The organism is Fischerella thermalis PCC 7521 (assembly GCF_000317225.1).
Lineage (GTDB): Bacteria > Cyanobacteriota > Cyanobacteriia > Cyanobacteriales > Nostocaceae > Fischerella > Fischerella thermalis.
Window position 1 is genome coordinate 1 of record NZ_AJLL01000022.1, and the last position, 22,258, is coordinate 22,258.

A 22,258-nucleotide genomic window follows, 5' to 3' on the forward strand; every position below is an offset into this window, starting at 1 on the left:
CTCTATTTTTTAGTAGCTTAAAGCTGCTTGCAGTAACGACTTTAAGCAACAATGGGTTAGGCAATATTGACTTTACGGAAGGATTGTTGTGAATTTTCAGTCGGTAATAGAGGTTTTGCATAAGTTTTGGAGCAGTCGCGGATGTTTGATTGCCCAACCATACGATATAGAGAAGGGAGCAGGAACCAAAAACCCCCATACATTTCTAAGAGCCTTAGGACCAGAACCTTGGGCTGTAGCCTATGTTGAACCTTGTCGTCGTCCTACTGATGGGCGCTACGGCGAAAATCCAAATCGATTTCAACACTATTATCAGTACCAAGTACTGATTAAACCTTCGCCTGATAATATCCAAGACATTTATTTAGACTCTTTGAGGGCTTTGGGTATCCGTCCGGAAGACCACGATATCAGGTTTGTGGAAGATAACTGGGAAGATGCAACTGTAGGTGCTTGGGGTACTGGTTGGGAAGTTTGGCTAGATGGAATGGAAATTACCCAGTTTACCTACTTTCAACAGTGTGGGGGTATTGATTGTCGTCCAGTCTCGATTGAGATTACCTATGGTTTGGAACGTTTAGCAATGTATCTCCAGGGAGTGGAGGCTATGGTTAAAATCCACTGGACAGACAACATTACCTATGGTGATGTTCACCTTCAAGGCGAGATAGAACAGTGTGTTTATAATTTTGAAGCCTCTAATCCTGAGATGCTACTGACTTTATTTAATATGTATGAGCAGGAGGCACAGCAACTAACAGAAAAAGGATTGGTTTTACCTAGCTTGGATTATGTAATGAAGTGTTCACACACATTCAACTTGCTGGATGCGAGAGGGGTCATTTCAGTTACCGAACGAACTCGCTACATTGGTAGAATTCGACATTTGGCACGCAAGGTGGCACAACTGTATGTAGAACAGCGAGAAAAACTAGGTTTTCCACTGTTAAATAAGACAGGTGGTTAAATAGGCATCTAACAGAGATTAAATAGCTCAGTGGCAAATGTAATTAAGTTATAACTTACGCATATATTCCCCTAATCTTATACCAAAGAGGTGATGTGAGGGGAAACTGGGAAAACTAAGTGATGGTGTGAGATTAAGATGGTCAACCTTACTGAGATTTTAGAACCGATCGCAGCTTGGTTCCGTTCTTTGGGAGTTCCCGAACCGATTGTACATTGGGGACATCCGGCGATGATGGGTATTGTCATTTTTGTTATGGGCAGCTTTGTGGGGTTCAGTGGCTGGCGGGGACGACTTGCTGAAGATAAAGAAGTAGCCTCGAAAAGTCGCAGTGATCATCGCAAACTTGCACCGTGGATGTTTTTGTTTATGGCGTTGGGTTACACCGGAGGAGTGTTATCCCTGGTGATGCAACATCAGCCAATTTTTCAAAGTCCTCACTTTTGGACTGGTTCAATTTTGCTGTTATTGCTGGGGATCAATGGTGCAATTTCTTTAAGTAAATTTGGTGGTAATAATCCTGGTTTACGCGCTCTTCATGCGTACTTGGGTAGTAGTGCGCTTTGTTTAATGCTTGTTCATGCCTTACTAGGATTACATTTAGGTATATCTTTGTAATCTAAATTAAGTTAAGGCGATCGCAATCGAGTATTACAAGTCCACATCAGTGGACTTTTTTACATCTATACTTAGTTTCATCTTTGTAATGCGTGGGGCCCTAACTTTTACAAAAGTCTCATGATTCAGACCAGTGGTGTAATTATTTGTCTAGCCTATATTCTTGGGTTGTTGTTTACAGCAATTCCTTGGGGCGGAGTTTGGATGCTGCTTTTAGGTATAGTAGGAGCAGTTTTTTTGCAAAGACGACGCCTACACTTACAGAAAATTTTGTCAAAAACTAAGACAGCACCACAGTTGTCTAATATTCCCCACGCCAGAGTATGGTTAATTGCTGGGGTAGTTGGCTTATTGGCGACTTTATATTTTCCACTTCGGGTTCCCCAAGTAGGGGAAAACGATATTAGTAAATTTGTTCCGCCAGAAAGTAGTAATCAAGAACAACTTTTGATTGTTCGGGGTGAGATAATCAGTACACCACGCCTCACTCGTAGTCAAAGAGGACAGTTTTGGTTAGAAGCAAACAAGCTAGATGAAGTTAAAAACGATAAAGGCCCAGTAGGTTTAGGTAAAGGTGTAACGGGTAAATTGTATGTAACAGTACCAATACTTCAGGCTACCGGATTGTATCCTGGTCAGGAAGTAGCAATTACTGGAATTTTATATAAACCCAAACCGCCATCCAATCCAGGCGCTTTTGATTTTCAGAAATATCTCCAACAGGAAGGAGCGTTTGCTGGTTTAGTGGGACGATTAGTAAATGTGTTGGATGAAGAACAACCTCAATGGGGATGGTGGCAAGTTAGAGAACGCATTGTGCGATCGCAAGTAAAATTATTGGGTGTTCCAGCAGGACCGCTTGTGAGTGCAATGGTGTTAGGTAGCAAGGCTGTTGATTTACCTTACAATACACGTGATACTTTTGTTCAAGCTGGTTTAGCTCACGCCTTAGCAGCATCTGGGTTTCAAACTTCGTTGCTTTTGGGTGTAATCCTGGGCTTAGCAAAAGGCTTTAAAAAATCAACGCAAATTACTCTGGGTAGTTTAGCTTTAATTCTATTCTTATGTTTAACAGGTTTCCAGCCTGCGGTATTAAGAGCTGTAATTATGGGATTTGCAGCTTTAATTGCTTTGGGATTAAAACGCAAAGTCAAACAATTGGGATCATTACTAGTTGCGGCAACTATATTATTGTTATTTAATCCTTTATGGATTTGGGATTTAGGATTTCAGTTAAGTTTTTTAGCAACACTGGGGTTAATAGTTACAGTCCCGGCTTTGACTGAACGTTTGCAATGGCTACCGCCTGCGATCGCTTCTTTAATTGCTGTTCCCCTAGCTGCGATGATTTGGACTTTACCACTCCAACTTTTTGTTTTTGGAGTTGTACCAACTTACAGTCTGCTATTAAATATCATTAGCACGCCTTTAATTTCAGTAATTAGTATAGGTGGAATTATTAGTGCAGTAGTTGCCTTAATTATTCCCGATGCTGGGAGTACTTTAGCTGGATTATTAAACTACCCTAGTGATTGGTTAATTAAATTAGTAGAATTTTTTAGTAGTCTCCCAGGAAATTCTTACGCTGTCGGTAAAATTGGCATTTGGCAACTACTTACTGTTTATGCACTTATTATCTTGGTTTGGGTAACAACTTGGTGGCAAAAAAGATGGTGGTTTGCCAGTTTTATTGCTTTTGGTTTGGTATTGATTCCGGTTTGGTATTCTGCTAGTACATTATTTCGGATTACAGTTTTAGCAGCTGATGATCAGCCCGTGATCATAGTGCAGAACCAAGGTAAAGTGACACTTATTAATAGTGGATATGAAGGAACAGGACGCTTTACAATATTACCATTTCTACAACAACAGGGAGTCAATCAAATTGACTGGGCGATCGCTTCAGATTTTCAACACAATGGCAATAGTAATAGTTGGTTAGAAGTAATGCAAGCTCTACCAATCAAATTTTTCTATGATTATGCCCCCTCACAAGAAAATTTTCTCATCAGTCAGGTAATTCAACAGTCAGTACAAAAGCAGAAGGGAGTTTACCAAGCTTTACCAGTAGGTCAAACACTCACTACTGATATCATCGTGGCTCAATTAATTAATCAAGAATCACCCATTTTACAAATGCAAATTCAAGGTCAGTCTTGGTTATTAGTAGGCAATATTAAATCTACAGAAATATATCAATTAATTCAAACAGGAGGACTACCTCGTCCACAAGTTTTATGGTGTTCCGGTGAATCCTTAAAAGAACTAGTGAAAGCTCTGCAACCACAAGTAGCGATCGCCACTAACGCTAATCTTGATCAAAAAGCTTTGTCAGAAATTAATCAAGGTAAAACAAAACTATACTTTACAGGAAAAGATGGGGCAATTCAATGGACTCCTCAAAGAGAATTTGAGCCATTTATCCAGACGACAGAAAATAAAACTTCTGTATTGTGAAGTTTAGGAATTATGGAGATCAATTCTCTACTTAAAGTTAAAAATACAATTAATTTTATTAAAAACACCCTGGTTCAAACTAAAGCTTTGATAGAAATCTGAAAAGACTTATCAAGTCCTCTATTTTTTTTGGGTGTAAATAAATCAATTTATGCACTTTAATAAAACAAATCACCCCACCCGCTTAGTAGTATTCTGCCTTAGTCAGGAGGATTGCAGAGGGATTTTATCTATGTGTTGTATTTTTGCAAATTTGGTATTAAGATAATATAGTGCTATAATAGAAAAGGCGTAGCTATAATTACGCTATAAATTAATGAATAATTTTTGGAGAGGTGTCCGAGTGGTTGATGGTGACGCACTCGAAATGCGTTTAGGAGAAATCCTACGGGGGTTCGAATCCCCCCCTCTCCGTTTTACCAACTTTAACTTACCAACAATTTGATTGCGTTCCTGATTAACATTTGCGCTCTGAAGATATCTTTCATTTTTCCTGGTAATACCGCCAAGTCTCGTTCCATCTTGAGTAATGCTCGTTGACTATCCGTAGCTTCCCAAATTAAATCTAAGACTTGAGTAAGCTTTTCATATGCTTCTTTTCCTGGATGGTGTAATCCTATACCATCTCGCATTTGATCAATAGCTTTGTATGGGAAGCGTGCGAGAGCATTTATCCATACTTCTTTTATTTTGAATTTCCAATAATGGGAGTTATACCAAAATCCCGTGCGATCGCTTGCAAGTCTTCCAACGATAGCTTTTCAATTTGCTCTCTTGATAACATAATGATTGTCTATCTTTAAGTAGGTGGATGTTGGTGTTGTCAGCTTTGGCGAGTCAGCAACTACAAACCATAATCATTTGATATATATACATATCAAAGAAATATATTTTTACTTTTATTAATAAATGCCCAATCCTAAAGGTAATCCAAAAAATTTACAACCATTAAGCACAGATAGAGAACAAGCTTTAACTAAAACATTAACTATCAGGGTAGATGAGACAACATACCAGGAAGTAAAAAGTAAAGATAATCCTGCTGAATTTTGTAGAGAAGCGATTAGAGAAAAATTGGATAGAGAGAAAAAAGAAAATTCCTAAATGTAATTAGTTAGTTTTGTTGGCTGCGGTGGGGGAATAATGCTACTTGGGAGTTGAGAAAAAGTAGGAGAGGAATTTTAAGGGAAGAAGCGCGATCGCACAACTGAAGTGGAACATAAAGAAAGAAACCTTTGCAGCTAAGTTGCAAGAGATGGAAATTGAAGTAGTGTTAAGGGTATTATTTAAAATTACCGGAATAGGACATGAGGCTATTAGACTTCGAGGTGAGCTAGACAATTTCTTCAAATGGTTAATACAGAAAGTCCAATCTCAACCTATTGACCAAGCTGTAAAAGATAATATTGGCAGGAACATTAAAATTGTTAATTATCATGACAAAGATATAGTAGTCTTTTGTATAAAAGCAGGGAAGAGTCCCGTCATGTATGACAACAGATACTATCAGCGAATTAGTTCAAACGTTGAAGAAGTCAAACCCGCAGGCTATCTAGAATTTTTTCCGCAGGTTTACATGAGCTTTTAAGAGGAAATATAAAGTGATTAACAAGTATTAAGTTTGGGTAACTCTATTGTGTGGGAAGTTGTAAAACTCCCACCATTCCCCCAGCAACGATAAAATCACTAAGGAATCACCTATCCTGCCTTAGTACCGATGAAAGCCGATCGCCTACAAACTTCCGAAACCACTTCACCCAAATTCCAACTTCCCGAACTCCTCGCCCCAGCTGGTAATTGGGAATGTGCCAAAGCTGCTGTCGAAAATGGTGCAGATGCAATTTATTTCGGTTTGGATCGGTTCAACGCCAGAATGCGGGCGGAAAACTTTACTGAGGCGGACTTGCCAGAATTAATGGAGTACCTGCACAGTCGTGGTGTTAAAGGTTATGTCACCCTCAACACGCTGATCTTTCCCCAAGAACTGAGAGAAGCACAACAATATATTCGCTCGATTATTGCAGCTGGTGTGGATGCGGTAATTGTGCAAGATATCGGTATTTGTCGTCTCATTCGTCACCTCTCACCTGATTTTCCGATTCATGCTTCCACTCAAATGACCATCACGAGTACTGCTGGTGTGGAATTTGCGGAATCGCTGGGGTGTAATTTAGTTGTGCTTGCCCGTGAATGTTCTCTCCACGAAATCAATAAAATTCAAAGCCAACTAGCATACAGAGGCAGTTCGCTACCTTTAGAAGTGTTTGTTCACGGCGCGTTGTGTGTTGCTTATTCCGGGCAATGTTTAACAAGCGAAGCACTAGGAGGACGTTCTGCTAACCGGGGTGAATGCGCCCAAGCTTGCCGGATGCCTTATGAGTTAATTGCTGATGGGGAAGTGGTGAATTTAGGAGATAGAAAATACCTCCTCAGTCCCCAAGATTTAGCAGGGTTAGAGGTTTTGCCTGATTTGGTGAAGTCCGGTGTAGCTTGTCTCAAGATTGAAGGGCGGTTGAAGTCTCCAGAGTATGTTGCAAATGTGACTCGTGTTTATCGGCAAGCGTTGGATCGGGTGATGGAAGAAAGGCAGAAGGCAGAGGGCAGAGGGCAGAAGGAAGCGCTTCATAATAGGGAAAAGGTTAAAGGGGCAGGGGTAAAGGAAAATATCCTTTCCGTGTCTTCTGAGGAACGGTACAATTTGGAGATGGCTTTTTCGCGGGGAATTTATACTGGGTGGTTCCGTGGAATTAACAATCAAGAATTGGTTCATGCCCGCTTTGGGAAAAAGCGAGGAGTTTACCTGGGACAAGTAATCCGCATTAATAATGAAAAGGTGATCCTCAGGCTAGAAGCACCAGTAAAACCAGGCGATGGTGTTGTGTTTGACTGCGGACATCCAGAAGCTAAGGAAGAAGGCGGACGCATCTATGCAGTAGAACAAAAAGGAAAAGAAACCATCTTAACCTTCGGACGACGGGATTTGAATTGGCGGCGACTGCATGTAGGCGATAAGGTTTGGAAAACCAGTGATCCGGAACTTGATAAGCAATTGCGGCAGAGTTTTGCCGGCGACATACCACAGTATCAGCGTCCGATTAAGATTGAGGTATACGGAGAAGTTGGACAAAATTTAGTGGCGATCGCACGTGATGAACTCGGTCATGTCGTTGAGGTAGAATCTTCTACACCACTAGTCGCAGCCCACAAAAAACCTCTGACTCCAGAACGTTTACAAGAACAATTCGGTCGTCTCGGTAATACTCCTTTCCGTTTGGGTGAATTGACAACTAACCTCACTGGAGAATTGATGCTACCCGTGAGTGAGTTAAATCGAATGCGACGAGAAATAGTCACCCAATTAGATAACCTGCGAAGAAAACCCAAGCGTTGGCAACTAAATCCCAATGCTTCCCTTTGTGACCTACTCCCCTCTCTATCACCCCACCATCCCACAACTCCATCTCTCATCGTACTAGTACGTAATCTTCAGCAACTACAAGCAGCACTCACAGCAGGCGTTGATACTATCTACTGCGAATTTGAAGATCCCCGTAAGTATCGCCAGGCGGTGGAGATGGTACGCCAACAGAGAAGATGGGGAGAAAATTTCACCCCACCACCCTATCTCAAAAGCGACTCTCCCACTCCTACGATCTGGGTTGCACCACCCCGAATTACTAAGCCTGGAGAAAATTGGATTTTACAGCAAGTGCGTTCGTGTAAAGCTGATGGCTACTTGGTACGGAATTATGACCATCTAGAATTCTTTGCTGATGAACGTTGCATTGGAGATTTTTCTCTCAACGTTGCTAATCCTCTCACAGCAGACTTATTTAAAAACCATTTTCATTTAGAACGCCTTACTGCTTCCTACGATTTGAATATAAACCAACTGGAAGACCTACTTAAAAGTAGTCCCCCTGATTGGTTTGAGGTGACTATTCATCAACATATGCCGATGTTTCATATGGAACATTGTGTATTTTGTGCTTTTTTATCTAGCGGTACAGACTTCCGTAATTGCGGGCGACCGTGTGAAAAGCATGAAGTGAAATTACGCGTAGACGCAAAGGGGCTGGTCGACAGACATCGCATTGGTGCAGAACACATTCTTCATGCTGATGCTGGTTGTCGAAATACAGTATTTAATGGTACAGCGCAAACAGGGGCAGAGTATGTACAACCTTTAATAGAGTTGGGCTTACGTCACTTCCGGATTGAATTTGTCAATGAGTCTCCTGAGTATGTCACTCAAACCATACACCAGTACCAACAATTACTGGAAGGCAAAATCACAGGTTCCCAACTTTGGCGCGAGTTGAAGTTGCAAAATCAGCTAGGTGTAACCCGTGGTTCGGTAATTCATTAGGTTGTTTCACTTAGTATTCCTAAACACAAATAATTGAAAATTTCTTTGGATAAGTGGCTTAATTTGGAAATTTCAGCAAGTTCCTAAGGAATGGTTTTTTATTTGCATTTAAAAATCAATAACGAATTTAGTTATTAAGTTATGTTATTGTTTTTGAAATATAAAAGAAAAATCATTCTAGGGTATGATGCCAAACTCGTTCAAGCTGACTCTCAACCTGGAAGCAGAGTTTTTTTTCCAGCAAGGACTTCGACGCAATAGGGTTCAAGAATTTGAAGTGGCGATCGCCAATCTCGATACAGCACTCAGGTGTAAGCCAGATTATCCAGAAGCTTGGTTCCAAAAGGGTTTTGCGTTGGGTTCGTTGGGTCGTCACGAAGACGCGATCGCTTGTTTTGACGAAATGCTGAAATTACGCAGCAATGATAGTTGGGTTTGGCATAACCGAGCTATTGCTTTAGGGAAGCTAGAACGACATCAAGAAGCACTCGACAACTTTGATCGTGCCATCGAGTTTAACCCCAATGCTGCCACTATTTGGCATAATCGCGGATTGACTTTGTGTGACTTACAGCAGTACCAACAAGCAATAGTCAGCTTTAACCAATGTTTGAAGTTACAACCAGATGCCTATTGGGCTTGGAACAACAAAGGTAATGCTCAAAGAGAACTCAGGCGTTACGAAGAAGCTCTCAACAGTTATGATCGCGCCATTGAATTCCATGTTGATAACGTCATGGCTTGGTTTAACAGAGGCGTAACATTGAATGAATGGAAACATTATCAAAAAGCAATCAAGAGCTTTGATCGTACGTTATCTATTCAGCCTAATTACTATAAAGCTTGGTTAAACAAAGGTATAGCGTGGGAACATATAGAAAATTACGATGAGGCGATCGCTAGCTACAATCAAGCTGCAAAATTGCAACCAAACGACCCTGTGATTTGGTACAACACAGCTCGTTGTTATGCCCAAAAGCATAATATCCCAGTTGCAGTTGCCAACCTAGAACAAGCAATTAGCCTTTGTCCAGAATATTTAGAAACCATCAAAAGTCACTCAGATTTTGACAAAATTAGTTCTGATCAACGCTTTCAAGCTTTGTTTCAAAGTCCTTAGTGGAAAAATTTTGAACCACTAAGACTCCAAGACACGAAGTGGTGTATGAAATCTACGTTTATAGTCTCTGTGTTGGCATCTGTTTACCTCGGTTGGTTTCGCCGAGGTTTTTTGTTGCTGTTATGTAAGCATCTAACTCTCGCTTCATTAGTTGCAATTTATAGTCATTATGACTATTTTGTTAAAAATGGCAACACTCTGCGTCCCTCAGTGCTTTCCTCAGCTACCTGGTGCGTTTTAATAAAATTACAAACTTATGCAACTTTGTACTTAGTGACGCTCAAGTAAATAATTTTATATGTTGAAATGAGCAACAATCAACAGATTTTATGCGCCAGCTTGCTCTGATTTTAGGAACCTGCTTAACTACAATTTCTTGCTTAATTACCCAACCCTTACTAGCAGAAAGTCCATCAATTCCCTCTCCTTCTGATGCCCCTTTAGAATTAGATTTGTTGACTAATCCTAGAGGCTCTATCATTACAGCTAATATCATTGACCAAGGAAAGTTGAGTGTTCCAAGTTTATGGTGGATTAAAGAAATTTCTGAAAACAAACTTCTAGATAACTGGATAGCTTATCCATTCAAAAATCAGCAAACCGCGCGAGTAGATGTGATTGTGAATCAACAAATATGGAGTTTATTAGATTATCTGGAGCGATACGATTTTGTCAATAATTTGGGAGATATTGCTAGAAGTTATGGCTATAACATTCGGGTTTTTAATTATCAAAAGGAAAGTTTAGCAAGCTATACATGCAATTTTGATACAAATCCATTATCTTGTAAGATAAAAATCAATTCTCAAAACAACTTTGGTTTAGGAAATTCTTTGTAGGAAAGTTGGTTTTTGGTTGTTGATTTTTGGTTTTTGTTTAGAATAATCATTGACAATGAATTACTAACTACTGTAAATTACAGCGTTTGTACGAAGATATTTAAACTTAGAAAATGTACTTACACAAATTACACTCTGCGAAAAGCCGCTTATGCATCTACGCCCATACCCACTAACTAATGTAGAGACGCGCTGTTTGAAGCGTCTCTACAACCAACTACTAACTAGATTTTGATTTTGGCAAAAATTGATTTATATTGAGCAGCTACAGCAAGAGGCAAAGGTTGCAAAAATTCACTTTTCCCTAAAATTTCATCGTTATTTAGTAAGAAATTACGTATTTGTTCTTGAATATTAGAAGCTCGAATATTTGTAGGAATCGGTGAATTTGTTTTAGTGAGTATAAAAATTTGCTCAGCAATGTTTGGTTGCCAACAAAAATCAATCCATTTGTAAGCTAAGTTTGCTTGGTTAATACCCATAGGTTTTACCCAAACATCTGCCCACAATGCTGTTCCTGAGAGAGGAGTGACTACAGCAAGTTGCGGATAGCGGGTTACTACCGGCAATACATCATCTGACCAACCAACCGCTAGCCAAGTATCACCAATAATCAGTGGCTCTAAATATCTTGTAGAATCGTAAAACTTTACTTGTTGATTTAAAGCACGTAGTTCTGCTTCTAAACCGGGAATTGCATCTAGATTTTCTGTATTATAAGATTTTCCCAACTTCTTTAAGACCAAACCAATGACCTCTCGAGGGTGGTTCAGCAAAGAAATGCGATCGCGTAGTTCAGTTCGCCACAAATCACTCCAGTCTGTTGGTGTCCACCCCAATTGTTGAAATTTATCACGACGATAAACTATCACTGTACTACCCCAGCGATAGGGAGCTGCCCACACTTTTCCTTGGGTATCCAAAAAACCTTGTTCGTTGCGTGTCACTAATTCTCGCCAACGTTGTGGTAATACAGCCCACTGTTTTAGCTGTTCTACTTCTAGTGGTTGAATCAGTTTCTTTTCTATTGATGTTTTGAGCCAGTAATCTCCTAATGTCACTAGGTCAGCAATATTAGGTTTTTGTGATGAGCCAAAAGGTAGATTAAACCTCAATCCCTTCTGATGATTAGCTTGAGGCTGATTGTACCAACTTTGTAATTCTTCAAATAAGCTTTGTAACTGCTCTACAGGGGCAAAATTTAAATTTACTTCCTTTTCCAAATTACGGCGGAATTGATCAACCACTTGTCCAGGAATTGAACCTTTTAATAACTGAACGCTCAAGCTAGTTTGTTTGTTACCACCACACCCAAGCAACATCTGCGCCAGAGCAAATGTCGTAGCACCTTGTAAAAACGACCGTCTGTACATTACGATTTAGAATTTGCGATTTTGATTAGATAATTTTATTAATTGTTTCAACCTCAGCTATCCTAGCTGGTTAGACAATTTGTCAAGTTTTGATCATACATCTTACTTATTTCTTGCTTTGATGCTGGCGAAAGCTAGTCTAATCAAACTAAATAGCTATTTTTTGGCTAAAACTCCTCGATATTCATCTTTCTCAATAAATAATTTTAGTTGCATTCTTAAATATATTGAGATTTATTGCTAAATGAGTACTTAAATATTTTATTTAAAAAAATAATATTGAAGCTTAAAAAATTCATAAGTATGTTTAACGTTGCCGCTATATTGAATACCATAGAGAAAAATAAGTGAATGAGCATACTAAATGGAGCCATTACAGAAGCAGATGCTATCTCTAAGTTCTAAGTTAGATTCCTTATATCAAGTAATAGAACAGCTTGATAATAAGGTATCTCAAGCTTTGTCACTTTGTCGCTTAGATGTCAAAGACGAGGATAGAGAGAATGTTCTAGAAAATAGCAATTCTAGTCGCTTTCATTTTAAAGGGCATATCAGCTTTAATCCAGAAATGGAACATAAGGATGTGATAGCAGACGAAATTTATTCAGACTCGAATCTTCAGGGAGGAGATAAGCACATTGCACCAGAAATTCAAATTCAAAGACTGACAGCCCAATTAACAGCAGCATATAATCGAATTGCTGCTTTAGAAGAGCAATTATTACTAAAGAGAATTCATTAATTTTAGTTATTGGTCAATAGTCATTTATCATTAACTTTGAATAAATGACATAAAGACTAATTACTATTGATTTAGAGCATTCGCTCAATTTGAGTTTCAATTGCTGATAAAAGCTGATTTTGCTGCCAGTTTTGATATAAATGAGCGGCAATTACCGCACCCCCAGCCCCCATACCCTCTTTGACAAATCCTTGCTCATAAGCTTGGAGTTGGGGATAACGAGAGTTAGAAAAAGTTAATTCAGTAGCGAGTAAAGGGACAGGACTACCACTACAGTTAATCAGTTGAGCTAATTCGACAGTACTACCTGTGGGATCTTCGGCTACCCAGCGAGTTGTACCCACTACTACTTGTTGCGATCGCCAAGGTAACGCATAAGTCATAGCGATCGCTCTCATGAGTGCGTATACTGCTAGCATTTGTGTTCCCCCAGCCAGTAAAACACCACAACTGCGACTTAGGGCGATCGCCATTGCTGCCGTACTTATTTGCATCGGATCGCCAACTGCGGCAACTAGTTGGAGGGGATCTACATGGGATGGGGAGATGGGGAGATGGGGAGATGGGGTGGATTCTCTGAACCTTCCCAACGCCTTACCTCCCCATCTTTCCTTCATCTTCTCAAGTCCCGCCTGTACCACTGCCAATTTTTGTGTGTGGTTACAAACAGGGTGGCTACTGTTGACTTTTCCAGCTGCGTTTATTCCCAAACCAAGTAAAATAGCCAAAGCCGTTGTCGTTCCACCGACTACACACTCACCCAAAACCACATAACTTCCTTGAACTTTGGCAGCTAAGCGTTCACCCCAAAGTAGTCCTACTTCCAATAAATGCTCTACTGTTGCTGGTTTCAAAGCATTACCGTGACTTAAACATTTAGCGGCTGCACCACCCAAATCAATAACTGGGATATTGGGAAAGTAGGGCAAACCAGCATTAAAGAAATAAACTGGAATGTGCAACGCCTCTACCACAGCCCGAGAAATTAATACGGGTGATGCTCCAGCACTCAAAGGTGGCAAAGGATACTTAGGCTTGTGTTCTGCACCGTAGTAAAGAAATTCAGCATCAGCAACGGCTGTGAATTTGCGATCCTCACTCGTGCGACCAGCTGCGGAAATTCCTGGGATTAAACCAGTTTCGGTAAAACCTAATACATAGGCAAATAAAGGTGGACAGCCACGATATTGGGCAATCCATTCCTTACCCTGCTCTATTTCGGTATAAATGCGAATCATAAAGTTTAGTTGTTAGTTGTTAGTTGTTAGTTGGTAGGTACAAACAACCAACTAACAACCAGTACTAACTATTATTCATAATCCATTAGAACTTGTACCCAGCGAGGAGGACGAGGGATGGGATTACCAAGGCGATCAAGTAATAGCCAGGCTGCTATATGGACGATAAATAGGTACAAAAAATTGTTGAATATAATTAACGCGATCGCTCCCGAATTAATCAACGATGTACTGGGGGATGCCAAAATTCCCAGCCTCAAGAAGATCCACTCCACAATTTCTGTAACTTGGTTAATAACATAGACCCAAAGGTCTTCCCCTGATAACAAAGACAGCAACCACAACCGAAAAAACACCCCTAAAGTACCCAACACAGCACCCAAGCTGATAGAAACAATCCAGGGAACACGGCGATACCAAGCAGCCCCTAAAAGTACGCCCATAAAGGCAAAGGGCATGACAAACAACAAGCTGCGGATTGGCCCCATTAATACCGACAACAGCAACCCAGAAGTTACAGCCCCCATCCATGCGGCTCTTTTGCCCCAACGTAGATAGACCAGAGCGATCGGCACTGGAAAAAATATCCGCAGTAATGGTCCTAAAGGAAAATAAAAATTAATAAACCAAATCAAGCTAGCAGTACTTGCTAAAAACGCCGTTTCCATCATCCGCAAAGGCGCATCTAGCTTTAATTGTGGTTGTCTTAAATTATTTTGTTGATCTACGGGTTTTTCTGTCATTAGTAATTAGTCCTTGGTCAATTGTCAATGGTTAATAGTTTGTTGCTAATTACTAATTGTTTACTGCGATTAACCATTAGCCATTCACAACTAACTTCACACAATCATTTTTTCTAAGGCTGACAAATCTGGGATACAAATTAGTTCCTGATCTCGTTTGATTAAACCTTTCTTTTCTAACTTCGTTAATACTCTGGTTACAGTTTCCCGCGCCAATCCACTTAAACTACTCAATTCCCGGTGGGGTAAATTAGGAATTTCGGTTCCTGTTTGCCCTTTTTTCCCCTGCCCCTCTGCTAAAAACAATAATGTATCTGCTACGCGAGACTGGCTGTCAGATTCCCGCAACCGTAAACGCCGATTTACTTGCCGTAGGCGTCGTGCCATTAATTGCGCTAACCTTACTCCTGCTAAAGGTTCTGTTTGAAGTAACTTCAGAAAATCTTGGGCAGGCATACTACCAATCACGGTTCCAGTTAGAGTAATTACATCTGTAGAACGAGGCACTTCATCTAGTGCAGCCATTTCACCAAATAATTCCCCCTTGCCGAGAATATTCAGCGTTACTTCTTTACCTTCAAGATTGTAGGTGCGAATTTTTACCCATCCCTCGATGATAAAATAAACAGAGCCTCCCCAGTCATTTTCCAGCAAAATCACCTGATTAGCTGGGTGAGTGCGAGTAACAAGATGAGTTAAAGCTACCTCGACAACAGTTTCAGGCAACCCTTGAAAAAAAGGAGCCGAATAAATCCACGGATTGACGGGTGTTTGCACGCTATATCGCTCTTCCATTACGACATCTTATTGATCATTGATCAACACTGCAATCTACACAATAGACTGCATACAAAAAGTCAGTTATTTTCTCTTTTCCTGCTTCTGCAAGAAGTTTAATACACAAAAGCATGATTTTGAGCCTTAGCTTTTTCAACACAAGACTATCCAAGATCAACAATACTCAAGCTACTTAATTTTTGCTAGCTTAAATTTTTTGGTAAATATGTCTAAGACTCAAAGTCCTGTCTTGAAGCTAGAACCCCAGGGGTAATAGCCCACAACGAGGAGATAAAAATCTCTTCCCCAATACCTGACCGATCCTTGTAAAGACTCGCCTGATGCGTAACATAATGGCAGTAGTTATAACAAAGTAAAGTATTCGCGTACCACCAGACGTGACGTACAGTTCTAGTTAAGGTGAATCAACGTGACTTTCCGCACAACCGAAATTCAAACACTAATCGCAGACATTGACAGTTTACTTTCCAACAAGCGCCTTTCCCGGTTTCTGGCCAGCGAGAAGGAACAGCCAAGACAGATATTAGAAAGAATTCGTAACTTTCTAGTGAACTGTGCGGAAACAGAGGAGAGCATCACCCCCAAGGAGGAACAGCCAAAACCACAGTCATCACCTTTATTAACAAAATTTATTAATCAAAATAATTACTCTTTGGGGTCACAACCAAATCAACCCAGCCAACAAGCAGGTAGTGAGGCAGATATACTATCGTCCTTATTGACACCATTGCAAGCAGAGTTACAAACACTTTTGCAAGAACGAGCAAATCTTGTTCAGGAAATAAAAGAATTAGAGCAAAGGCGGCTACAAAACTTTTCTTTAGCACAGCAGTTGGCAAATCAAGAACAGCTCATAGCAAATTTTTTGCAGGTGCTGACCAATCGTCTTGGGGGTAATCTCCAACCCAAAATGCCAACAAATATTCTCAATTCAACACCACAAACACCACTAGCGCTAGGGGAAGCTAGTTCTGCCAAGACGACGAACACAGACAATACAGAACAACTTGCTTTTGCTACTTCACCTATATTAGAGCCACAGGAGCAGTTGGAGCGATTAACACGTCTTGCTAGTGAATTAGATCAAAAATTACTTGCACTCGATGGAACTGTTAATGTTGTCTTTGAAGCTTTACAACGTAATATTCACACATATCATGAGTCTCTTTCCCAAGCGCTAGCAAGGATGTATAGCCAAGGCTTGCAAGGAGAACAGTTATTTGGCAACTTGATTAATAATTTGGCACAACAGGCACAACTACAATTTGCTTCTAAAGAACCATTTACTATTGATATTCAAAAACAAACACTAGCTAATGACTCAAGAACTTTACAATCCAGCAATAAAATTGAACAATTCAAAACTGATGCTCAAACAGCAGAACTTGATACAGAACTTGACCAGCTTAATCAGGATACGCCAAAATCTCCAGGCACTGCTAATGAGTTCACAATTGATCAATTACACCAAGATAATTCTGTATCAATTAGCGACGAAGTAGACCAATTATACGCTAGTTTGTTTGGGGTTGATAATTTAGCTACAACCAACTCGGAATTTTCTTCCCAAGATACAAATTTTAACGTCTTAGATTCAATTGAAAATTTACCCGGAGAAGAAATAGCAACTAATCAAGAAAAATCAGAGTTCATAGTTTCAGATTTCACAGAATTATTATCTGTGGATGAGGTAAAATTTGCAGATCAAGAAGAAGCAGATACGTTTATCCAAGAAATCTTGTTTGAAGTTGCAGACCCCACGGAATTACCTGTAGATCAACAAGCAACAATCAATCAAGATGAAGAATCAATTCTCCAGGAAGTTCTGTTTGAAGTTGCAGACCCCACAGAATCACCTGTAGATGAACAAGCAACAATCAATCAAGATGAAGAATCAATTCTCCAGGAAGTTCTGTTTGAAGTTGCAGACTCTACAGAATTATCTACAGAGGAACAAGCAACCACGAATCAAGAAGAATTAGATTTAATTCTCCAAGAAGTGCTTTTGGAATTTGCAGACCCGACGGAAGAATTACCTGTAGACGCTGCTGCTTCCGAGAGTGTGAGTATTATTGATACTTTATCTGCACCGACAATTAATCAAACACAACCAGATCAGCATTCTATTCCTACATCTGATCCTTGGTTTGACGAGCCAGATGCAGGGCTTTTAGAAAGTGGAAATATTCAAGTAGAAGATACACAAAAAGCTACTACTGAAAAGATTAGACAGCAATTATTAGAATTATGGGAAAAAATCACCTTTACGGAAGCAGATAGTGAAACTCCCTCTTTAGCAGTTGAAGAACCAACGACTGATAAAATTACGAGTCTGAATAATTTGTTATTTGATACAAGCAATGCTCAGCAGCCTTTAGCAGTAACTTCCTTTGACGAATCTGTAAGCACGACAAAATCAGAGCTAACTCCAACAGAAGTAAACAGTGGCGATCGCAGTTTAAATGATTCTTCAGATAACTATATTCCGGCTTCACCAAAAGAAAATTTATTAATACAAGCAGAAAACCAGAATGCAGCTATCACAGAAATTGAATTAGATGCAGAACAATTGCTGCAATTAGATCAGGATTTAGCTAACTTTGGTGAACAAACTAATCCTCAATTACAACCTCATACTGATTTAGAAATTCCAGACTCTGCTCATAACGCTCAATTAGCTGAAACGGAAAAAAAAGAATCTACAACAGTTTCTTCAGAACAGATTTTGCCTGGATATTCTAACTTTGTAGACGATACGGAAATTAGAGCCAATATAGGAGACTATGTTTGGTATCTGGGAATTGATATAGGGACAACGGGAATTTCTGCAACTTTATTAAATCGTTCCACAAACGAGGTTTATCCTCTCTATTGGTCAACGGAAAATCCAGCAGAAACTGTATCTCAAACACGAACATTCCGTTTACCCGCAGAAGTTTATTTACCACCTGCACAGGAACAAGATACTACAAACTCACATCTTTTTTCCGCGCAGTTAAAACCTTATTTAAAAATAGCCCTTCCCTATAAAAATGAGCAGCAAAAATGGGAGCCAGCATTACAATTTAATGAAGTTGCTACAGTTCCTCTGGTTTGGGTTGTACGATCGCTCTCCAAATTGCTGTTAACCCTAAAATTAGACCGCAGTAGCACTACTTTAGGTTTAACTGCGGCGGGAGTTGGTTTACACCAACAAATCTTCCACAGCGCCATCAACAATTTGGCTGGCGTGATCTGTACCTGTCCGTCTGACTGGTCAGAACAATATCGCTTTAATATCCGTGAAGCTTTGCTACTAAGCAAAATTATTCAGCATCCCCAACAAGTATTTTTTGTTGAAGAAGCGATCGCTAGTTTACTTTCTGAACTTGATGGCGCTAATGGTGAAATTATTCAATTCGGTAATAGCCAAGAATCTCATTGTGCCAAAACTAGTGAGCATCCTTTAGTTGGTAATACCCTTGTGATGAATATCGGTGCAGCAGCAACAGAAATGGCACTAGTTGATTTACCAGAAAGTCTGGAAGAATTAACTCACAGCGATTTTATGCTGCACAATTTTGCTTACGCTGGTAAGGGAATTGAGCAAGATATTATTTGTCAGTTGCTACTACCAACTAAATGGCGCAAACCACGTAATTCTTCCCAGGAGGGCAACAACACTACTATTACCAGTAGTCCCTTGCAATGGCAACCAATGATTGCTGGTATAGAGCAGATGAGTTTTGCGAGTTTGGGGTTGGAAGAATTAAAATTACCAAGACCAGGAGAACCTGACACGAGCGATCGCATTAAGTTACAGCAACGCCTAGAAAGTTCTGTTTTGGGTAAAGCTATTTTGGACGCAGCAGTAGCCCTCAAGTTAATTTTACAACATCAAGAATCCTTTACTTTGGAATTGGCAGACCAATGCTGGGTCTTGCAAAGGCGAGATTTAGAGAGCCAGGTATTTGTGCCATTTGTGCGGCGGCTTAACCGTGAACTCAACAAATTATTAGTAGCAAAAGGCATACCTACAGAAGCAATCAATCAAGCAATCTTGACTGGCGGGACATCTAGTTTAGCTGCTGTTTCTCGTTGGTTACGACAAAAACTCCCCAACGCAAAAATCATTCAGGATTTGTATTTGAATGAGAATGGTACTCCTAGTTGCAGTCGTGTAGCCTACGGCTTAGCTATGCTTCCTTTGCATCCCCAAGTTTTAGAAGTACCTAGACAACAGTACACTGACTATTTCCTGTTTACGGAATTGCTGCGACTCATACCAGATCGAGCCTTATCTTTTAATGAAATAATTCAGTTATTTGAGGGGCGTGGTATCAACACCCGTAGTTGTCAACAACGGCTGTTAGCATTCTTGGAAGGTGAACTACCTCCGGGTTTGCTCCCCAGCAATGTGGACTTTTCCTGGCTGAGTCTCACTTCCCGAGAAAATTTTGATTATAAAGCGATCGCTAATGCGCCTTTATTTGAAAAACAAGGAAGTCTCACATATCGCCCCAATCCCTCGCAATTACAATCTCTACGTCGTCATCTTGATGCCATCAAGGCTAGTACTCAACAATCACTAGAGGAACCCTATACTGTAAATTTCGTGATCAGCTTTTCTTCACAAAGTGTTCTCTGAATGCTTGTATCTCGGTAAGTACTCTAATTTAATGGTATGGTTTCATTGCAGACACTCAGGCTTGATAAGAAACTAAGCGAGAGAGTTTTCTCGCTTGGTTGAATTTTTGGGTGTGATGCTTTTTCTGTTTTCTTACAGTGTTCCCCGTTCCCTTTTAAGTTTTAGAAATCGACCACCGATGCACACAGATAAACACAGATGAACATCAATGGACATTGATAGATTATTTGTTGGGATTATAATCCATAATTCAATTTATCCTTTCACGCCGCTACCAGTTTCTGTCGGTACGATGTAGCGTTGTAGAAAGACAAATAATATCATTACTGGCAGAATGGAAATTACTGAGCCAGCAGCTACTAAGCGCCAATCGAGAGAAAAAGTACCTGCTAGTTTTGCTACGCCTAAAGGTAGGGTGTACAAGCTTTCATCTTGAATCACAATCAAAGGCCACAAAAAGTCACTCCAAGAACCAATAAAAACGAAAATTGCTAGAGTGACTAGTGCAGGACGAACTGCTGGTAACATTACATGCCACCATATACCTAACTCTGAACAGCCATCCATACGTGCTGCTTCTTCCATCTCTTTTGGCACACTCATAAAAGCTTGTCGTAATAGAAAAATACCAAAGGCAGAAGCTAGGCTAGGAAAAATAATGCCTAAATAAGTGTTTCTTAAACCCAACTGGACTGTCAAAATATATAGGGGGATCATCACAATTTGAAATGGAATCATAATTGTGGAAATAATTGCGATAAAAATCCAGTCTCTACCTGGAAATGAGAGTCTAGCTAAAGGATAAGCAGCCAAAGCGCAAAACAGTAAATTTAATCCCACAGTTAGCACAGCAACCAAGGTACTGTTGAATAAGTATTGTCCAAAAGGATTAGATTGCCAGACACTGACAAAGTTCTCAAAAGTTGGTTGACTTGGAAATAATTGTGGTGGTGACTGAAAGATATTTTCAGTTTGAGATTTGAGTGCAGTACTTACAAGCCAAAATAAGGGGAAAAGTGTCACTATTGCGATCGCAATTAGTATAGTATACGTCCCTATGTTTTTTACTTGTGAGTTGCGACTAGAAAAACTCATATTATTGATTGCGAATGAAGTTCACCGATATTTGATCTTATTCAAATTTTATTCACAACAGGCAATTAGACCCAGTACGCAAATTAAACCTGTTGATAGAGTCATAGCAGCTGATGTTGGATAGAAAATGAAGTGGTAGTTTCTATGACTATGTATTTTATGTCAGTCAGTACGATTGAGGTTGTTGTAACCCAAGCTGCGATCACATCACCTAGCATTAGGGAGTAAATATAAAGCAAAAACATGCTTTTATGCTTGGACGTGAGTAAAAACTCCCAGAATCCATTACAAAAATTTATGAGGAATTTTATTAATAAAAGTTAAAAAATATAGTCAAAAGAAAAATACCAGTCGTTACACCGAAAAAATCCGCAACCGCACTTTGCTTTGCTTTTACCTAACTTCTGTAATAATTTTTAGTTGGGTTGTAAGACTCTAAGCCAGAAAATTTCAAAACAAAGATGTATAATCGCATACCACTTTTCTGTGAACTTCCGCAGTAAGTAGGAAGACATTAGACACTGATTAATTATATTTATAAAAAAATAGAAAAAATGGTTTCTCTTGCAGATTTTACTTGAAGTCAAAAGGGAAGGGAGGCGCGGGGATAAGAGGACAAGGCAGACAAGGGAGACAAGGGAGATACAACTAATCCTCAATCCCCAATGTCCAATCCCTGCTCCCCGACCTGAATTTATCAAAAAGCGTGTAGCGAGGAGATAAAAAAAATGCGAGCTTGGTTGTCCAAATTCATCCAGCGCAAACGTCGTCGGTTTTGCGCATCTTTGGTGCGAACATATCGCGAGATAAGTTCTGCTTCTGTTGATGAACTCTGGCAAAAGCTAGTTAACTTGGCAGATGTCTCCTGGCATCCATTGCTTAAGAGTACCAATGTTCCTTATGGGTTAGTACCCAAACCAGGGCTTATTTACAAAGCGGTGACACGGTTATCACCCATTCCCATACATATTTTTGTAGAACGTGTCAATCCTAGAGAATTATTAAGCATCAGAGTACTAGCAATTCCTGGTGTTGAAGAACGGGTCAGTTACAAAATAGAGTCTACAGTTTGTGGTACTTATTTGTCGTATTCTGTAACATTACGTGGTTGGTTATCACCATTGATTTGGTTATTCTCTCGCCCTTATACCGATCGCGTTGCCAAAGCTTTGATTGAGGCAGTAGAAAAGGGCACACTACCAACAGTTCCAGGGAAGAGAAAATCTCTTAACGACAGTTGTTTTGATTTTTAGAATTTGGTTAGTGGTTAGT

The 22,258-nt window shown here is 39.9% G+C and carries 18 protein-coding genes and 1 tRNA gene; 13 read left to right on the forward strand and 6 right to left on the reverse strand.

The genetic code is table 11. From position 1 onward, the window contains the following. Positions 1-88: 88 nt before the first annotated feature. The 4 genes from glyQ (at position 89) to UYK_RS0104885 (ending at position 4,456) form a co-directional block, all read left to right on the forward strand. Positions 89-967 carry a glycine--tRNA ligase subunit alpha gene (gene glyQ / locus UYK_RS0104870; protein WP_009458156.1) on the forward strand — a complete coding sequence of 293 codons (879 nt, stop codon included), beginning with the start codon at positions 89-91 and terminating at the stop codon, positions 965-967. A gap of 138 nt (positions 968-1,105) precedes the next feature. After that, entirely contained in the window at positions 1,106-1,585 is a 480-nt protein-coding gene (locus tag UYK_RS0104875; RefSeq protein WP_009458155.1) for a DUF4079 domain-containing protein, read from the forward strand. A 120-nt stretch (positions 1,586-1,705) separates the two neighbouring features. Then, complete coding sequence (locus UYK_RS0104880; protein WP_009458154.1) at positions 1,706-4,042, forward strand: ComEC/Rec2 family competence protein; 2,337 nt, start codon at positions 1,706-1,708, stop codon at positions 4,040-4,042. Positions 4,043-4,371: 329 nt separating this feature from the next. Beyond that, positions 4,372-4,456 (forward strand) — tRNA-Ser (locus tag UYK_RS0104885). Between the two features lie 11 nt (positions 4,457-4,467). Here UYK_RS0104885 and UYK_RS0104890 read toward each other — a convergent pair. Further along, a complete protein-coding gene (locus UYK_RS0104890; protein WP_009458153.1) occupies positions 4,468-4,674 on the reverse strand; it encodes a hypothetical protein in 207 nt (68 codons plus the stop codon). A gap of 277 nt (positions 4,675-4,951) precedes the next feature. Here UYK_RS0104890 and UYK_RS0104895 point away from each other — a divergent pair, with 277 nt between their 5' ends. The 6 genes from UYK_RS0104895 (at position 4,952) to UYK_RS0104915 (ending at position 10,370) form a co-directional block, all read left to right on the forward strand. Continuing rightward, a complete protein-coding gene (locus UYK_RS0104895; RefSeq protein WP_009458151.1) occupies positions 4,952-5,146 on the forward strand; it encodes a hypothetical protein in 195 nt (64 codons plus the stop codon). A 151-nt stretch (positions 5,147-5,297) separates the two neighbouring features. Next, complete coding sequence (locus UYK_RS0104900) at positions 5,298-5,630, forward strand: hypothetical protein (protein WP_009458148.1); 333 nt, start codon at positions 5,298-5,300, stop codon at positions 5,628-5,630. A gap of 129 nt (positions 5,631-5,759) precedes the next feature. Continuing rightward, the gene (locus UYK_RS0104905; RefSeq protein WP_009458147.1) at positions 5,760-8,411 is read left to right on the forward strand and encodes a U32 family peptidase; all 2,652 of its coding nucleotides are present in this window, start codon (positions 5,760-5,762) and stop codon (positions 8,409-8,411) included. Positions 8,412-8,598: 187 nt separating this feature from the next. Next, positions 8,599-9,531 carry a tetratricopeptide repeat protein gene (locus tag UYK_RS0104910; protein WP_009458146.1) on the forward strand — a complete coding sequence of 311 codons (933 nt, stop codon included), beginning with the start codon at positions 8,599-8,601 and terminating at the stop codon, positions 9,529-9,531. 45 nt (positions 9,532-9,576) lie between these two features. Beyond that, positions 9,577-9,819, forward strand: coding sequence for a hypothetical protein (locus UYK_RS25945; protein WP_146003488.1), 243 nt, complete (start codon positions 9,577-9,579; stop codon positions 9,817-9,819). 41 nt (positions 9,820-9,860) lie between these two features. Beyond that, positions 9,861-10,370 (forward strand): hypothetical protein, encoded by a 510-nt coding sequence (locus UYK_RS0104915; protein WP_016871015.1) that lies wholly within the window; start codon positions 9,861-9,863, stop codon positions 10,368-10,370. Positions 10,371-10,594: 224 nt separating this feature from the next. Here UYK_RS0104915 and UYK_RS0104920 read toward each other — a convergent pair whose 3' ends face one another. Then, positions 10,595-11,743 (reverse strand): extracellular solute-binding protein, encoded by a 1,149-nt coding sequence (locus tag UYK_RS0104920; RefSeq protein ID WP_009458144.1) that lies wholly within the window; start codon positions 11,741-11,743, stop codon positions 10,595-10,597. Between the two features lie 364 nt (positions 11,744-12,107). Between UYK_RS0104920 and UYK_RS0104925 the strand changes: the two genes are divergently transcribed. Next, complete coding sequence (locus UYK_RS0104925; protein WP_026086367.1) at positions 12,108-12,485, forward strand: hypothetical protein; 378 nt, start codon at positions 12,108-12,110, stop codon at positions 12,483-12,485. A 71-nt stretch (positions 12,486-12,556) separates the two neighbouring features. Here the strand turns inward: UYK_RS0104925 and cobT are convergent, their stop codons facing one another. The 3 genes from cobT to UYK_RS0104940 form a co-directional block, all read right to left on the reverse strand. Continuing rightward, positions 12,557-13,723 carry a nicotinate mononucleotide-dependent phosphoribosyltransferase CobT gene (cobT, locus tag UYK_RS0104930; protein WP_016871026.1) on the reverse strand — a complete coding sequence of 389 codons (1,167 nt, stop codon included), beginning with the start codon at positions 13,721-13,723 and terminating at the stop codon, positions 12,557-12,559. A 71-nt stretch (positions 13,724-13,794) separates the two neighbouring features. Beyond that, positions 13,795-14,466, reverse strand: a complete 672-nt coding sequence (locus UYK_RS0104935; protein ID WP_009458141.1) for a DUF2232 domain-containing protein — start codon at positions 14,464-14,466, stop codon at positions 13,795-13,797. 96 nt (positions 14,467-14,562) lie between these two features. Beyond that, positions 14,563-15,261, reverse strand: a complete 699-nt coding sequence (locus tag UYK_RS0104940) for a Crp/Fnr family transcriptional regulator (protein WP_009458140.1) — start codon at positions 15,259-15,261, stop codon at positions 14,563-14,565. Between the two features lie 412 nt (positions 15,262-15,673). On the opposite strand from UYK_RS0104940, the gene UYK_RS0104945 reads away from it, so the two are divergent. Further along, the gene (locus UYK_RS0104945; RefSeq protein ID WP_016871027.1) at positions 15,674-19,891 is read left to right on the forward strand and encodes a hypothetical protein; all 4,218 of its coding nucleotides are present in this window, start codon (positions 15,674-15,676) and stop codon (positions 19,889-19,891) included. Between the two features lie 255 nt (positions 19,892-20,146). On the opposite strand, the gene UYK_RS0104950 is transcribed toward UYK_RS0104945, so the two are convergent. Next, complete coding sequence (locus tag UYK_RS0104950) at positions 20,147-20,986, reverse strand: carbohydrate ABC transporter permease (RefSeq protein WP_009458137.1); 840 nt, start codon at positions 20,984-20,986, stop codon at positions 20,147-20,149. A gap of 728 nt (positions 20,987-21,714) precedes the next feature. On the opposite strand from UYK_RS0104950, the gene UYK_RS0104955 reads away from it, so the two are divergent. Then, positions 21,715-22,239: an SRPBCC family protein gene (locus tag UYK_RS0104955; protein WP_009458136.1), complete on the forward strand. Its 525-nt coding sequence runs from the start codon at positions 21,715-21,717 to the stop codon at positions 22,237-22,239. The last annotated feature ends 19 nt before the right edge of the window (positions 22,240-22,258 follow it).

What these genes read in the sequence shown, in the direction of transcription:
- UYK_RS0104920 (WP_009458144.1), bottom strand. Translation starts at nt 11,743, where the DNA reads ATGTACAGACGGTCGTTTTTACAAGGTGCTACGACATTTGCTCTGGCG.
- cobT (WP_016871026.1), bottom strand. Translation starts at nt 13,723, where the DNA reads ATGATTCGCATTTATACCGAAATAGAGCAGGGTAAGGAATGGATTGCC.
- UYK_RS0104935 (WP_009458141.1), bottom strand. Translation starts at nt 14,466, where the DNA reads ATGACAGAAAAACCCGTAGATCAACAAAATAATTTAAGACAACCACAA.
- UYK_RS0104900 (WP_009458148.1), top strand. Translation starts at nt 5,298, where the DNA reads ATGGAAATTGAAGTAGTGTTAAGGGTATTATTTAAAATTACCGGAATA.
- UYK_RS0104925 (WP_026086367.1), top strand. Translation starts at nt 12,108, where the DNA reads ATGGAGCCATTACAGAAGCAGATGCTATCTCTAAGTTCTAAGTTAGAT.
- UYK_RS0104880 (WP_009458154.1), top strand. Translation starts at nt 1,706, where the DNA reads ATGATTCAGACCAGTGGTGTAATTATTTGTCTAGCCTATATTCTTGGG.
- UYK_RS0104910 (WP_009458146.1), top strand. Translation starts at nt 8,599, where the DNA reads ATGCCAAACTCGTTCAAGCTGACTCTCAACCTGGAAGCAGAGTTTTTT.
- UYK_RS0104875 (WP_009458155.1), top strand. Translation starts at nt 1,106, where the DNA reads ATGGTCAACCTTACTGAGATTTTAGAACCGATCGCAGCTTGGTTCCGT.
- UYK_RS0104915 (WP_016871015.1), top strand. Translation starts at nt 9,861, where the DNA reads ATGCGCCAGCTTGCTCTGATTTTAGGAACCTGCTTAACTACAATTTCT.
- UYK_RS0104950 (WP_009458137.1), bottom strand. Translation starts at nt 20,986, where the DNA reads ATGAGTTTTTCTAGTCGCAACTCACAAGTAAAAAACATAGGGACGTAT.
- UYK_RS0104955 (WP_009458136.1), top strand. Translation starts at nt 21,715, where the DNA reads ATGCGAGCTTGGTTGTCCAAATTCATCCAGCGCAAACGTCGTCGGTTT.
- UYK_RS0104895 (WP_009458151.1), top strand. Translation starts at nt 4,952, where the DNA reads ATGCCCAATCCTAAAGGTAATCCAAAAAATTTACAACCATTAAGCACA.
- UYK_RS0104905 (WP_009458147.1), top strand. Translation starts at nt 5,760, where the DNA reads ATGAAAGCCGATCGCCTACAAACTTCCGAAACCACTTCACCCAAATTC.
- UYK_RS25945 (WP_146003488.1), top strand. Translation starts at nt 9,577, where the DNA reads ATGAAATCTACGTTTATAGTCTCTGTGTTGGCATCTGTTTACCTCGGT.
- UYK_RS0104940 (WP_009458140.1), bottom strand. Translation starts at nt 15,261, where the DNA reads ATGGAAGAGCGATATAGCGTGCAAACACCCGTCAATCCGTGGATTTAT.
- UYK_RS0104890 (WP_009458153.1), bottom strand. Translation starts at nt 4,674, where the DNA reads ATGCGAGATGGTATAGGATTACACCATCCAGGAAAAGAAGCATATGAA.